Origin of the sequence: Methylobacterium sp. ap11, from assembly GCF_900110515.1 — a bacterium.
Taxonomy (GTDB): domain Bacteria; phylum Pseudomonadota; class Alphaproteobacteria; order Rhizobiales; family Beijerinckiaceae; genus Methylobacterium; species Methylobacterium ajmalii.
The window spans coordinates 139,850-153,052 of record NZ_FOEB01000008.1 but is presented as its reverse complement, the minus strand read 5'-3'; the positions used below and the strand labels follow the sequence as shown (position 1 = coordinate 153,052).

14 protein-coding genes are annotated in these 13,203 nt (G+C 72.6%); 5 read left to right on the top strand and 9 right to left on the bottom strand.

The features are described 5' to 3' along the window. Positions 1-90 precede the first annotated feature (90 nt). The 3 genes from BMX97_RS14125 to BMX97_RS14115 all read right to left on the bottom strand — a co-directional run bounded on the left by BMX97_RS14125 (position 91) and on the right by BMX97_RS14115 (position 1,873). Entirely contained in the window at positions 91-408 is a 318-nt protein-coding gene (locus tag BMX97_RS14125) for a hypothetical protein (protein ID WP_091751062.1), read from the bottom strand. 148 nt (positions 409-556) lie between these two features. Continuing rightward, a complete protein-coding gene (locus BMX97_RS14120; RefSeq protein WP_244538423.1) occupies positions 557-955 on the bottom strand; it encodes a Rap1a/Tai family immunity protein in 399 nt (132 codons plus the stop codon). Between the two features lie 234 nt (positions 956-1,189). Continuing rightward, a complete protein-coding gene (locus BMX97_RS14115) occupies positions 1,190-1,873 on the bottom strand; it encodes a hypothetical protein (protein ID WP_091751059.1) in 684 nt (227 codons plus the stop codon). A gap of 275 nt (positions 1,874-2,148) precedes the next feature. Between BMX97_RS14115 and BMX97_RS14110 the strand changes: the two genes are divergently transcribed. Next, positions 2,149-2,958 (top strand): trypsin-like serine peptidase, encoded by an 810-nt coding sequence (locus BMX97_RS14110; protein WP_091751056.1) that lies wholly within the window; start codon positions 2,149-2,151, stop codon positions 2,956-2,958. Here the strand turns inward: BMX97_RS14110 and rsmD are convergent. Both rsmD and BMX97_RS14100 read right to left on the bottom strand, forming a co-directional pair. Continuing rightward, positions 2,945-3,505 (bottom strand): 16S rRNA (guanine(966)-N(2))-methyltransferase RsmD, encoded by a 561-nt coding sequence (rsmD, locus tag BMX97_RS14105; protein ID WP_091751054.1) that lies wholly within the window; start codon positions 3,503-3,505, stop codon positions 2,945-2,947. The two genes, BMX97_RS14110 and rsmD, sit on opposite strands and share 14 nt — an antisense overlap. 10 nt (positions 3,506-3,515) lie before the next feature. Next, positions 3,516-5,567, bottom strand: a complete 2,052-nt coding sequence (locus tag BMX97_RS14100; RefSeq protein ID WP_091751051.1) for a pseudouridine synthase — start codon at positions 5,565-5,567, stop codon at positions 3,516-3,518. Positions 5,568-5,611: 44 nt separating this feature from the next. On the opposite strand from BMX97_RS14100, the gene BMX97_RS14095 reads away from it, so the two are divergent. The 4 genes from BMX97_RS14095 (at position 5,612) to BMX97_RS14080 (ending at position 10,355) form a co-directional block, all read left to right on the top strand. After that, positions 5,612-6,100 carry a nucleoside deaminase gene (locus BMX97_RS14095; protein ID WP_091751048.1) on the top strand — a complete coding sequence of 163 codons (489 nt, stop codon included), beginning with the start codon at positions 5,612-5,614 and terminating at the stop codon, positions 6,098-6,100. Positions 6,101-6,191: 91 nt separating this feature from the next. Beyond that, positions 6,192-7,526 (top strand): Nramp family divalent metal transporter, encoded by a 1,335-nt coding sequence (locus BMX97_RS14090; protein WP_091751045.1) that lies wholly within the window; start codon positions 6,192-6,194, stop codon positions 7,524-7,526. Between the two features lie 152 nt (positions 7,527-7,678). Continuing rightward, positions 7,679-8,527 carry a transglutaminase-like domain-containing protein gene (locus BMX97_RS14085; RefSeq protein ID WP_091751042.1) on the top strand — a complete coding sequence of 283 codons (849 nt, stop codon included), beginning with the start codon at positions 7,679-7,681 and terminating at the stop codon, positions 8,525-8,527. 172 nt (positions 8,528-8,699) lie between these two features. Next, positions 8,700-10,355, top strand: a complete 1,656-nt coding sequence (locus tag BMX97_RS14080) for a DEAD/DEAH box helicase (RefSeq protein WP_091751039.1) — start codon at positions 8,700-8,702, stop codon at positions 10,353-10,355. A 4-nt stretch (positions 10,356-10,359) separates the two neighbouring features. Here BMX97_RS14080 and BMX97_RS14075 read toward each other — a convergent pair whose 3' ends face one another. From BMX97_RS14075 to BMX97_RS14060, 4 genes are all read right to left on the bottom strand, one after another. Beyond that, the gene (locus BMX97_RS14075) at positions 10,360-10,695 is read right to left on the bottom strand and encodes an Hpt domain-containing protein (RefSeq protein ID WP_091751036.1); all 336 of its coding nucleotides are present in this window, start codon (positions 10,693-10,695) and stop codon (positions 10,360-10,362) included. 249 nt (positions 10,696-10,944) lie between these two features. Continuing rightward, positions 10,945-11,385, bottom strand: coding sequence for a hypothetical protein (locus BMX97_RS14070; protein WP_091751033.1), 441 nt, complete (start codon positions 11,383-11,385; stop codon positions 10,945-10,947). Positions 11,386-11,661: 276 nt separating this feature from the next. Then, positions 11,662-12,693 carry a sensor histidine kinase gene (locus BMX97_RS14065; RefSeq protein WP_244538422.1) on the bottom strand — a complete coding sequence of 344 codons (1,032 nt, stop codon included), beginning with the start codon at positions 12,691-12,693 and terminating at the stop codon, positions 11,662-11,664. A 2-nt stretch (positions 12,694-12,695) separates the two neighbouring features. Further along, positions 12,696-13,109, bottom strand: coding sequence for a response regulator (locus tag BMX97_RS14060; RefSeq protein ID WP_091751437.1), 414 nt, complete (start codon positions 13,107-13,109; stop codon positions 12,696-12,698). Between the last annotated feature and the right edge of the window lie 94 nt (positions 13,110-13,203).

The following is a 13,203-nucleotide window of genomic DNA, read 5'->3' as shown; positions in this document are numbered from 1 at the left end:
GCGTTGGCAGGCCAACGCTTCGCCCGCTTAGGTTCTTGTTTTGTCGCAGATTTCCGGCGCCGAACCGGTCACCACCTCGGCGAAATCTGCTTAGGATCGTTGCCGGTCGGGGGCACCGTCGGCGCCCGAGGCTGTCGGCATCGGCGCCTCGCCGCCGCTGGTGTCGTCCTCGCCGCGCGTCGGCATCGTCTGGTCGAAGTTGCGTCGGTTGGCAGCGTGGTCGTGGTACTGCTCGGTCTGGACGTGCTTGCCGTCGAGGCCCCGCTCTGCGCCGTGCTGGGACTTGTCGCGGTTGCTGAGGACCATGTTCTCCTCGAGGATGCCCTCGGGCAGCTCGGTCATCGCTCCGGTGCCCGAGCCTTTGCCCTGCGCTCCGGGACCCATGTTGTGCCTATCGGCCTTGGCCATGCCCATCCTCCGGTCGTCCGACGGGGTGCGGACCGGCCGCACTCCCTGTACCGGGTAAGAGTATGAATAGACCCGCCCGCAGCAAGCGCGGCGGCCGCAAATATTCCCGGGAACCTCTTTGAAACAAGACGTTGGCGCCTCGGCGCCGTCAGTCCTTCCGGCATGGAAACGCGTCGCGCAGGGCGAGGAGCGCCAGCACGCCGGCCGGTTCGCGCAGGGCCGGCGGGTGAGCCGCCCCGTACGCGACGACGGCCCGGACGAGCTGCAGCCGGTTGCCGTTCGGCGGCAGGCAGGTGCCGAGAATCGGCGGCTGGTTCGCCGTGTCGGCCACGCCGGCGAGATCCTGGACGGCGCCCATGAACGACCAGCAGCCGACGGTCTCGGGATCCTGGCGGAACTCCACTTGGTCGCCGCGGGCCTTGGCGCTGCGCAGCAGGACCTTGCACTGCGCCACCAGCACGGCGCCCTCGGCGGCGCGGGCCGGCTCCGGGAGCAGCCCGGACGTCGCGAGCGCACCGAGTAGAACGAGGGCGTTTGGCAGGCGCACGCGCCCCCGGCTCCGCAGGTTCTCGCCGGAGGACGGCGCGCGGCACGCAAACCTGCTTAGGATCGACATGGGGACTCGACTCGGTACGACGGACCGCCTGCCTGCGGCCCGCCGCATCCTAGCAAGCGCGGCGGCTGGCCGCCCCGGTCGCCGCGCGGCCAGCCACACCTTCGTTGCCGCAGGGTGCGCGCCGCCGCAGCCCGAGGCTCGCACCCGCGTCGTTGCGGGGCCCGATCAGCGGGCCGGATAGACCACCCGGGCAAGCGTCGCCTCGGCGCGGGTCACGGCTTCGGTCGCCGGCCCGGCCTTCTGGTAGCGCGCCATCAGCCGGCGGGCGGCATCCGCAGGCAGCGCCCCGATCGGCGCGGTCATCGCCAGCAGCTCCTTGCGGGTCTTGCTGGCCACCACGCCGGGACGGTTCACGTCCTGGAAGTCGCTCATCTTGTGCTGGTCGGTGTCGGAAGTGCCCTGGAACACCCGCGGCCCCTCCGGCATGATCACGATGTCGCCCGGGCGCAGGGTCGGGTCGCGCAGGAGCGCGGTGCGCGCATCGAGCGACTTGAGCGGCGAGACCGCGATGGCGAGGGGCTTGGTGTCGGTCTTCTCGGGCTTCACCTCGGCCTTCGGCAGCGCCACGTAGCGGGTGCGGCCGCGCAGGGCCTTGGCCTGGATCGCGAGGCGGTTGCGCCGGCTGGCCCGCTGGCGGATCGGCGCATCGTAAGGTTGGACCAAGGAGGGCTGGGCCACCGGCGCCGGGGCGTAGGCCGGCGGCGGGTTGAAGATCTGGCGCAGGAAGTCGAGGCCGTCGCCATCCGCCGCCCGGGCTCCCGCCTGCGAGGCGATCAGCAGGCAGCCCGACGCGACCGTCAGGAGCGTGGCACGCAACCGGACAGCCGGCATGGTCTGGGGCAGCGGCATCGAGCCTCTCCAGTCGGGACTTCGGTGGGGTTGGGAGATCTGTACTGGTACTCGGCCGGATAACCTCGACGGCGGCCCGCCAGTTCCGGGTTTCGTAACGAAGATGAACGATTTATGAGCGTGGTGCCGCCGGCGCGTCCCGGTTCGATCAGGTCCGCGCACCGCCGGCACGGCGCGGGCTGCGGCGGACCCCTTCGACCCGGCCTGCTCTGTCCCACGTCTTCGCGATCTCCCCGCGAAGACTGGCCGCCGGACCGTCGAGCGCAGGACAATCCATGACGTTACGGAATGCGCTTCTGTCTCTTCACGGCTGGGCGGCGATCGCCGCCGGGCTCGCGCTCGCGGGTCAGGCCCCCGCCCCCGACCGGCGCGTGCCCCTCGAGCCGACCGCCTGGCCGTTCACGGCGATCGGCCGGGTCAACGTGGTGCAGGGGCCCGCGCATCGCAGCCACTGCACCGGCACGCTCGTCGGGCCGCGCCACGTCCTGACCGCCGCCCATTGCCTGTTCGACGCCCGGATCGACGCCTGGGTGAAGCCGCACCAGGTCCATTTCGTCGCCGGCCAGGCCCGGGACGCCAATGCCGGTACCGCCGGGATCGAGGCGATCCGGCTCGCCCCCGGGATCGACCTGACAGCCGCCGCCCGGCCGCCCGGCGGCATCGCGCCCGGAATGGTCGGGCGGGACTGGGCGATCCTCACCCTGCGCCAGTCCCTGCCGGGAAGGCCGGTGCCCTGGCGCGTGCTGCCGGGGGCGGAACTCCCGGGCAGCCGGCCCGGCATCGTGGTGGCGCTCGCCGGCTACGCCGCGGACCGGCCCTACCTGCCGGTGATCGACCGCGGCTGCAGCGTCCGGATCGACGCGCCGGCCGCCGGATTGCTCAGCGATTCCTGCGAGTCGATGTCGGGGGAATCCGGCGCGCCGGTCCTGCTGCTCGAGGTCGACGGGGCCGCCGCCCTCGTCGGCATCCACACCGCGGTGACGAACGGCGCGCGGGTTGGCCGGGCCTACCGGTCGGCGACCGGCATCGGCGTCGCTGCCGGAAGCTTCGCCCCCGCCCTCGACGAGATGGTCAGGCCGCGCTGAAGCGCCAGAACGCCACCTGGGTCTCGCCGTAGGTCCGGCGCTCGCTCTCGGCGAAGCCGTCCGGTGCGGCGAGCGCGGCGGAGGCCGCCTCCTCCACCACCACCAGCGCCCCGGGAACGAGCCAGCCGCCCTCGGCGGCCGCGCTCAGCGCCTTGGGGGCGAGGTCGCGGCCGTAGGGCGGGTCGCAGAAGACGAGGCCGAACGGCGCGCCCGGGGGCGCCGCGCCGAGGCGCGTGGCGTCGCGGCGAAACAGGCGGGTCGTACCGCCGAGCCCGAGGGCGTCGAGGTTCGACCGGATCACGCCGCGCGCCTCCGCCCCGTCGTCGACGAGGAGCGCGAAGGCGGCGCCGCGGGAGATCGCCTCGCAGGAGAGCGCGCCCGTGCCGGCGAACAGGTCGAGGACGCGGGCGCCCTCCACCGGGTCGTCGTAGGCATGCGCCAGGACGTTGAACATCGCCTCGCGCAGCCGGTCCGAGGTCGGCCGGATCGCGTCGCTGCGCGGCCCGGCGAGAGCCCGGCCCCGCAAGGATCCTCCGACGATCCGCATCGGCTAGGGCTCAACCACGCTGCGGACGGCCGCCGCCGCCGCCGGGACGGCCACCGCGCCCGCCGGGCTTGCCCCCGCCGGCGCCGCCCGAGCGGAACCCGCCGCCCGGCTTGCCGAAGGACTTCCTGCCCGGCCGGCCGCCGCCGCCGGGACGACCCTCGCTCTTGCCGCTGAAGGACTTCGCCCCGAAGGACTTACCGCCCCCGGGCTTGCCCCCGAAGGAATTACCGCCCGGCTTGCCCCCGAAGGACTTGCCGCCCGGCTTGCCGCCGAACGAACGGCCTTCACCGCCACCGGCGCGTCCCTCGAACGAACGGCCGCCGCCGCCCGAACGCCCTTCGCCCGAACGGCCCTCTCCTCTGCCGCCGAAGCCGCGGTTCTCGCCGCCGGACCGGCCCTCGAACGAACGGCCGCCGCCGGGACCGCGACCCTCGCCGCCGAAGGACCGGCCGCCCTCGCCACCCGAGCGCCCTTCGCTTCTGCCGCCGAAGCCGCGATTCCCACCGCCGAATGAGCGTCCCTCGCCGCCGGACCGCCCCTCGAACGAGCGACCACCGCCCGGACCCCGGCCCTCACCGCCGAAGGACCTGCCTTCGCCGCCCGACCGGCCCTCGAACGAACGGCCCTCGCCGCGGCCCCCGAAGCTCTTGTTGCCCCCGAACCCGCGGCCCTCGCCGCCGTCGGAGCGTCCGCCGGAGCGGCCGAAGCCGCGCCCACCCTCGTCGCCGAGGCCAGCCTTGGCGCCGCCCCGCGGAGCGAAGCCGTCGCGGTCCCGGCGCATCGGCCGGTCGTCGCCGCCCGGACCCCGGCCCGGCGCGTCGTCGCGGAACCGGGTGCGGCGGTGCGGCGTCGCCTCCTCCTGCGGCGGGGCCACCAGGCGCTCGACCAGCACCCGGCGGTCGCCCGACGCGATGGCGCCGACGCGCTTGCGCGGGGCATCCGCCATCGCGGCGCGGATTTCCTGCGGGCTGTCGCCGCGCCGGTGCACCCGGCCGCGATTCGGCAGGTCGCCGGCGGCCTCGGCCTCGGAATCGCGCCACACCGTGCGCACCGGGGCGCGCCGCGCCGCCGGCGCCGCGGGCGGCTTGCCGAATTGCGGCCGGGCCGGGTCGCGCCCGCGGGGCGCGCTCTCCTGCGCCGCCTTGCGGGCGGCGGCCTTGGGCGAGCCGAAGGCCGCGATCGGCTCGCGCACCGGGCTGGTGAAGTCGACCCCGGCCTGCTCGGCCAGCGAGTTGCCGAGCTGGTCCTTGAGCACCCGGGTGCGGATCTCGTCGACGAGGCCGACCTCGAGCTCGCCGAGCTGGAACGGCCCGAAGGAGAGCCGGATCAGCCGGTTCACCGAGAGGCCGAGATGCTCGAGGATGCGCTTGACCTCGCGGTTCTTGCCCTCGCGCAGGCCGAGCGTCAGCCAGACGTTGTCGCCCTGCGCCCGGTCGATCGTCGCCTCGATCGGGCCGTACTCCATCCCGTCGATGGTGACGCCCTTGCGCAGGCCGTCGAGCATCGCCTGGTCGACGTCGCCGAAGGCCCGCACGCGGTAGCGGCGCAGCCAGCCGGTCTCCGGATGGGCGATGACCTTGGCGAGGCCGCCGTCGTTGGTGAGGAGCAGCAGCCCCTCGGTGTTGATGTCGAGCCGGCCGACCGCCACCACCCGGGGCATGTCCTCGGGCAGCACGTCGAACACCGTCTGGCGCCCCTCGGGGTCGCGGGCGGTGGTGACGACGCCCCGCGGCTTGTGGAAGAGCCACAGCCGGGTGCGCTCGCGGGTCGGCAGCGGCTCGCCGTCGATGGTGATGCGGTCGCTCGGGGTCACGTTGACGGCCGGCGAGTCGAGGCGCTGGCCGTTCAGGGTCACGCGGCCCTCCGCGATCATCGCCTCGGCGTCGCGGCGCGAGGCCACGCCCGCCCGGGCGATCGCCTTGGCGATGCGTTCCGGCTCGGGCTCCGCCTGCGGTGCCGCCTTCTTGCTGGACGCCTGCTCGCCGGTGGAGCCCGCGGATGCCTCGTCCCGTCCGCGACGCCGCTGCGGCGCCCCGGTCTCGTCGTCGTTGATGTCGCTCATGCGGGCCTGATACCAGACGGGGTTTGTTCAGGCGAGTGGAACCGATGCGCGATTTTGCAAGGGGTGACCTGACTGCCAGCGGGGCTCCGCATCGGGACCCCCTCGGCCTCGCCTTCGACGCCGCCCGGGCGGCGGCGGCGCGCGGCGAGGTGCCGGTCGGCGCCGCGGTGGTGCGGGACGGCGTCGTGCTGGCGGTCGCCGGCAACCGCCCCCGGGCCGACCGCGACCCGACGGCGCATGCCGAGATCCTGGCGATCCGCGCCGCCTGCGCGGTTCTCGGCGACGAGCGGCTCACCGGCTGCGACCTGTACGTCACCCTCGAGCCCTGCGCGATGTGCGCCGGCGCCATCAGCTTCTCGCGGATCCGCCGGCTCTACTTCGCCGCCGCCGACCCCAAGGGCGGCGCCGTCGAGAACGGCCCGCGCTTCTTCAACCAGCCGACCTGCCACCACGCGCCGGAGGTCTATGGCGGCCTGCGCGAGAGCGAGGCCGCGACGCTCCTGCGCGACTTTTTTCGCGACCGGCGGCCCTGACGGCCCTCGAATTCAGCCTTCTCAAATCAATATAGCAATGGCTATATGAGGCGGGCCCGAAGCGGGGCGGGATGGTTGGGAGCGCGGGCGGATGCGGGACGGACGGGCGTGGCGCGCCGGGGACGGGGTGGCGGAGCCGAGCCTCGGGGCGATGAACGCGAGCGTGCCGGTGCTCGCCACCGGCTCCTGGCCGCGGCGGCTGCTGGCGTTCCTCGGCCCCGGCTACATGGTGTCGGTCGGCTACATGGACCCGGGCAACTGGGCCACCGACATCGCCGGCGGGGCGCAGTTCGGCTACACGCTGCTCGCCGTCATCCTGCTCTCGAACCTGATGGCGGTGGTCCTCCAGGCGCTGGCCGCCCGGCTCGGCATCGCCACCGGGCGCGACCTGGCGCAGGCTTGCCGCGATGCCTATCCGCGCCCGGTCGGCATCGCGCTCTGGCTCGCCTGCGAGGCGGCGATCATCGCCTGCGACCTCGCCGAGGTGATCGGCACCGCCATCGCCCTCAAGCTGCTGTTCGGCCTGCCGCTGCTCCTCGGCGCGGTTCTGACCGGGCTCGACGTGCTGCTGATCCTGCTCCTGATGCGCCGGGGCTTTCGCGCGCTCGAAGCCTTCGTGATCGCGCTGCTCACGATCATCTTCGCCTGCTTCGCGATCCAGATCGCCATGGCGGCGCCGCCGATCCACGACGTGCTCGCCGGGTTCGTGCCCTCGGCGACGATCGTCACCGATCCGGCGGCGCTCTACCTCGCCATCGGCATCATCGGCGCCACGGTGATGCCGCACAACCTCTACCTGCACTCGTCGATCGTGCAGACCCGGGCCTATCCGCGCGACGAGCCCGGCCGCCGCGGCGCGATCCGCTTCGCGACCGTCGATTCGACCATCGCGCTGACGCTGGCGCTCTTCGTCAACGCCGCAATCCTGATCATGGCGGCCAAGGTCTTCCACGGCGCCGGGCAGACCGGCGTGCAGGAGATCGAGGAGGCGCACGCGCTGCTCTCGCCGCTGCTCGGCATCGGGCTCGCCTCGACCCTGTTCGCCCTGGCGCTGCTCGCCTCGGGCCTCAACTCCACCGTCACCGCCACGCTCGCTGGGCAGATCGTGATGGAGGGGTTCCTGCGGCTGCGGCTGCCCGACTGGGCGCGCCGCCTCGTCACCCGGGGCATCGCCATCGTGCCGGTGGTGGTGGTGACCGGCCTCTACGGCGAGGCCGGCACCGCGCGGCTCCTGGTCCTGAGCCAGGTCGTGCTCTCGATGCAGCTGCCCTTCGCGGTGATCCCCCTGGTCAGCTTCGTGTCGGACAAGTCGAAGATGGGCGTCTTCGTCATCCCGGCCTGGCTGACGGTCCTGTCCTGGACCATCGCCGCTCTGATCGTCGGCCTGAATCTGAAGCTCCTGGCGGACGTCGTCATGGGCAGCTGACGCGGATGTCGGGAAGCAGATGCAGGCGTCGCAGGTGTGGCGCCTGCACAACATTTGGGCGCAACCGGTGGTTCGGACCGGGCCGACACTCGGAACAACCGGGCCCGTACCGACTTTAAGCTCCACGTTTTTCGACTGACGTGGACGCCACGATGAAAATCCGCACCGGCTACTCGATCGCCTTCGATACGCCCGGTCAGACCCCGATGGTCCTGATGCTGAACGTGCATCCCGACCGGGCCGGCGATCTGATCACGCCCGACACCATGACCATCGACCCGCCGGTCCCCGCCCACACCTTCGTGGATTCGTTCGGCAACGTCTGCACCCGCCTCACCGCTCCGGGCGGCCGCATCACGGTCTCGGCCGATTGCCTCGTGCAGGACAGCGGCCTCGTCGACGACTACGCGCCCGACGCCGTGCAGCACCCGGTGCAGGACCTGCCCGATGACGTGCTGCCGTTCCTTCTCGCCAGCCGCTACTGCGACACCGACAAGCTGTCGGACACCGCCTGGCAGCTCTTCGGCCAGACGCCGGAGGGCTGGGCCCGGGTGCAGGCGATCGTGGACTTCGTCCACAACCACATCCGGTTCGACTACCAGCGCGCCGACTCGACCCGCAGTGCCCTCGACGGGTTCAACCAGCGCGAGGGCGTGTGCCGCGACTTCGCGCATCTCGCTGTCACCTTCTGCCGCTGCATGAACATCCCGGCGCGCTACTGCACCGGCTATCTCGGCGATATCGGCGTGCCGGCGGTGCCCGATCCGATGGATTTCTCGGCCTGGTTCGAGGTCTATCTCGGCGGCCGCTGGTACACGTTCGACGCCCGCCACAACCGCCCGCGGATCGGCCGCATCGTCATCGCCCGCGGTCGCGACGCCACCGACGTGGCGATCTCGACGAGCTTCGGCCCGGCCCGCCTCGCCAAGTTCGAGGTACACACCGACGAGGTGCTGGAGGCGGCGCCGCAGCAGGCGGCCTGGTTGCAGGCCGCCGAGTAGGACGCGCAGCGTCCGCCCGTCGCTCATGGCCGGGACGCCGCGCCATGAGCAATCCAAGGATCAGCGATCCAAGACCGCATGCCGATTCGTTCCGGGCGACGGGAGGTGCTTCCGGTGCCTCCCCGCCCTGTCAAGCCTGGATGATCGCGCCGTCTCCGGCTATGGCGGCGCGATGCTGCTTCGTCCCTACCAGCGCGCGAGCCTCGACGCGCTCCAGGCCGATTGGGCGCGCGGCGGCCGCAACGGCCTGATCGTGCTCCCGACCGGGGCCGGCAAGAGCCTCGTCATCGCCACCCTGGTGCGGGAGACGATGGTCCGCGACGCGGGCGCCCGCATCGCCGTCGTCACCCATACCCGCGAACTCATCGCCCAGAACCACGCCGAGCTCCTGGGTCTGTGGCCGGACGCGCCGGCCGGCATCGTGTCGGCCGGGCTCGGCCGGCGCGAGGAGACGCGGCCGATCCTGTTCTGCGGCATCCAGTCGGTGTGGAACCGCGTCGAGGCGATCGGCGGCTTCGATCTGGTGATCGTCGACGAGGCCCACCTGATCCCCCGCGACGCCGAGACCCGCTACGGCCGCTTCCTCGAAGCGGTGCGGGCGCGCTCGCCCGACATGCGCCTCGTCGGCCTCACCGCCACCCCCTACCGCCTCGACAGCGGCCGCCTCGACGAGGGCCGGGGCCGCGTCTTCGACGCCATCGTGTACGAGGCCCAGGTCGGCGACCTGATCCGCGAGGGCCACCTCGCGCTCCTCGTCTCGAAGGCGACCGCGACGGTCCTCGACGTCAGCGGCGTTCCCTTGCGGGCCGGCGATTACGTGCCAGGCGCCCTGGAGGCGGCGGTGAACCGCGACGTCATCACCAAGGCGGCGGTGGCCGAGATGGTGACCTACGGCGCCGACCGACGCGCCTGGCTCGCCTTCTGCGCCGGGGTGAAGCATGCCGACGCGGTACGCGACGCGATCCGGGCCGAGGGCTTCTCCTGCGAATCGATCTCCGGCGAGACGCCCAAGCGCGAGCGCGACCGGATCGTGCGCGACTTCCGGGCCGGGCGGCTGCGCTGCCTCACCTCGGTCGGCGTCTTGGCGACCGGCTTCAACGTGCCGGAGGTCGATCTTATCGCGCTCCTGCGCCCGACCCAGAGCACCGGGCTCTACGTGCAGCAGGTCGGCCGCGGCCTGCGCCGGGCGAAGGGCAAGACCGACGCGCTCGTCCTCGATTACGCCGGCCTCGTGCGCCGGCACGGGCCGATCGACGTGCTCACGGCGAATGCCGTGGCCCGCGCCCGGCTCCTCGGCGAGACCGGCGCGCCGCGGGCCAAGCCCTGCCCGGGATGCGGTGCGCTGATCGCGCTCAACGCCAGCACCTGCGAGGGGTGCTGGACCGAGCCCGAGGAGGAGGACGAGGCCGACCTGCCGCACGAGGCGGTGGCCGACGACGAGACCGCGGTCCTCTCCGCCGGCACCGTCGCGGTGGTGCGCGAGGCCCATGCCCGGTGGTGGCCGGTCGCCGGCTGGCGCTTCGGCCGCGAGGCGCGGGCGCGCGGCCCCGACGTGCTGACCGTGGCGCTCGAGGGCGACGAGGACGCGATGACCGTGCGGCTCGACCTCGAGGCGACGGGCTTCGCCCGCGAGAAGGCGGTGCAGTGGTGGCGCCGCCTCGGCGGCGAGATGCCCCCGCCGCTGGACATCGAGGAGGCGCTGGACCGCAGCGACGAGCTCGTCCGGCCGGAGGCGGTGCGGGTGGTGCCGACGGGGCGGCTCTCCGAGACCGTGGATTATCGACTCGCCGGCGGCGCGACCTGGACCGATACGCGCCGCGTCGCCTGACCGCTCACCCCAGCGCCATCAGCCGAGTAGTCTCGGCCTCCGCGACCGCCTTCTCGGCCAGGACCTGCCGGGCGAGGTCGCGGACGTCCTCGAGGTTACCGGCCTGGCAGGCCGCCTCGAGCGCGGCGCAGAGGCGCGACAGCCGCACGAACCCGATCAGCCCCGAGGAGGCGATGACCCCGTGCGCGGCCGCGCCGAGGGCCTGGGGCTCCCCGGTCACCGACCAGTCGACGAGCTGTTGCCGGAAGCGCCCGAGCAGCACCGGCAGCGCGTCGTCGCCGACGGCCTGGCGCAGGTCGGCATAGGTCGCGGCGTCGAGGGAGGGGGGCGTCGTCGGCATGGCGTCCGGCTCCGGTGCTGGCGGCCTCGCAGGCGGCCCGTCGTGACGGGCCGCCCTCGGCTCTCGGAGCGCGATCCTAAGCGGACTTGCGTTGGCAGGCCAACGCTTCGTCCGCCTAGGTCATTGTCGTTTCGCAGATTTTTGTCGCAAAACCGGTGGCCACCTTTGCGAAATCCGCTTGGCGGATATGGCGCGGCCGCGGTGCTCGGCCACAGGCCGACCCCTCCGGCTCCCCGGGCTTCGCCGGGATCAGGCGGTGCGTGCCACCGAGGTCCCGATCTCGGCCTTGCCGGCGGCCTCGGCCTCGCGGGCGTAGGTCTGCGCCCGCAGGAAGGCCGCGGAGGGCAACTGCTCCACCACCGTGCCGTCCCGTCCGACGACCTGGAACACGATCTGCCGGCTGTCGAGGTCGGGCCGGAACCGGGCGGTGAGCGAGGCGGGCTCCGGCTCGGGTGCCTCGGCGGCCTGCGCCGCGGCAGTCTCGACCTCGGCGGCCTTCGCGTCGTCCGTCGTCGCGTCGCCCGCGGCGGCACCCGACGTCCGCAGGGCGTTCGGGCTCAGGTCCAGGGTCACCGGCGGATCGAGGGGCGGGTCCGCACTGGGACGGGGGAAGCGCTCGGCGTTGCTGCGCATCACGGGCTCGACCGCGACCGGCGCGAGCGCCGCGGTGAGGCTGCTGGTCTCGATCACTGCGAAATCCTTTCGGAGCCATCCTTTCCTGTCGAGCTAACGACCGAGAACCCTACCCGGACGTTAATGAGGGACGGATGATGAAAGGCGATCTTAAGGTTCGGTTATGCTGTATTAAGCAATTTTACCGAATGCGCTGTCGCAAGGACTAAATCAATATTTCCGTAGGGGAAACTATGGTATCCCGCGCGGATGCTCGTCGGTCTCGGGTGCGAGCGGCCGCACGCCCCGCAGTCGTCTCCGGGCGGGCGACGATGCGGGAAACCGCGTGACGGCTCAGAGAGCGATGTCGATGCTCGCGGCGGTGCCGCGCTCGGCCTGGCCGTAATCGATCTGGGCGCGCAGGTTCGACGCCATGGCGCGCACGATGCGCGAGCCGAGGCCGGTGCCCCGAGGGGTGCCCGCGCCCTGCCAGCCGACGCCGTCGTCGGCGACCGTGAGGCGCAAGGTCTCGCCGTCGCGGCGCGCCGTGATCCGGATCTCGCCGGTGACGCCCTCGGGATAGGCGTACTTGTAGGCGTTGGTGACGAGCTCGGTGACGATCACGCCGAGGGACACCGCCTTGTCGGTCGCCACCTCGATCGGGGCGGCGTCGAGGACGATGCGGTGGCGCTGGCCGGTGGCGTTCATCGCCCCGTCGAGGTCTTCCACCAGGGTCGCCAGGTAGGCGTCGACCGCCACGATCCGCACGTCGTCGGAGGTGTAGAGCCGCCGGTGGATGCCGGCGATCGCCGTGATGCGGGTCTGGGTTTCTTCCAGGGCCGCGCGAGCGGAGGCGTCTGTGACGGTGTTGGCCTGCATCCGCACGAGCGCCGCCACGAGGGCGAGGCTGTTGGCGACCCGGTGGTTGACCTCGCGCAGGAGCAGCTCGGCCCGGTCGCGCGCCTCGCGCACCTCGGCCTCGGCCCGTTCCTTCTCCCGGCGGGTGCGGTCCTGGAGCACCGCGGTCGCCACCGCCTCGGCGAGCAGCTCGCGAAAGTGACCCTGGAGGTCCTTCCAGACGTAGTCGACCGCGCCGGCCTTGAGCGCGGCGACGGCGACCCGGCTGTCCTCCGAGCCGGTGACGTAGATGACCGGCGGCGCGTCGGCGAGCGCCCGGATGCGCGGCAGGACGTCGAGGCCGGTCTCGAGCGGCATGTGATGGTCGAGAGCGACGACGTCGAAGCGCTCCGCGGCGATGCGTGCGAGCCCGGTCTCCCCGTCGACCGCGTGCTCCACCGTGCAGCCCCGCGCCGCGAGCGTGCGGCTCACCAGCCGTGCCAGCCCGGGATCGTCGTCGATGTAGAGCAGGCGGACCGGGTCGCTCACCGTCACGCGCTTTCCGGGACCTGCATCACCGAGAAGAACAGGCCGAGCTGGCGGATCGCGTTGGCGAAGCCCTCGTAGTTCACCGGCTTGGTGATGTAGACGTTGCAGCCGAGGTCGTAGCAGCGCTGGATCTCGCGCTGGTCGTCGGTGGTGGTCAGGATCACCACGGGCGAGCGCTTCAGGTGCGGGTTCGACTTCACCTTCTGCAGGATGTCGATCCCGGTCATGTCCGGCAGGTTGAGGTCGAGCAGGATCAGGAGCGACCGGCCGGCATTGATCTCGCCGCTGCCGTCCGGCCCGAACAGGGCGGCGAGTGCGGAGGTGCCGTCGCGGAACGACTCGATGACGTTGTTCACGCCGGCGCGGCGGATGTTCCGCTCGATCAGCCGGGCATGGCCCTCGTCGTCCTCGATCATCACGATGTGTACGGCCGGCACCTGGCTCCTCCCCACGGCGGGTAACCGGCCGGGCCGGTGCGCCTCTTCTCCAGCCGCGCCGATCGCGGACGGG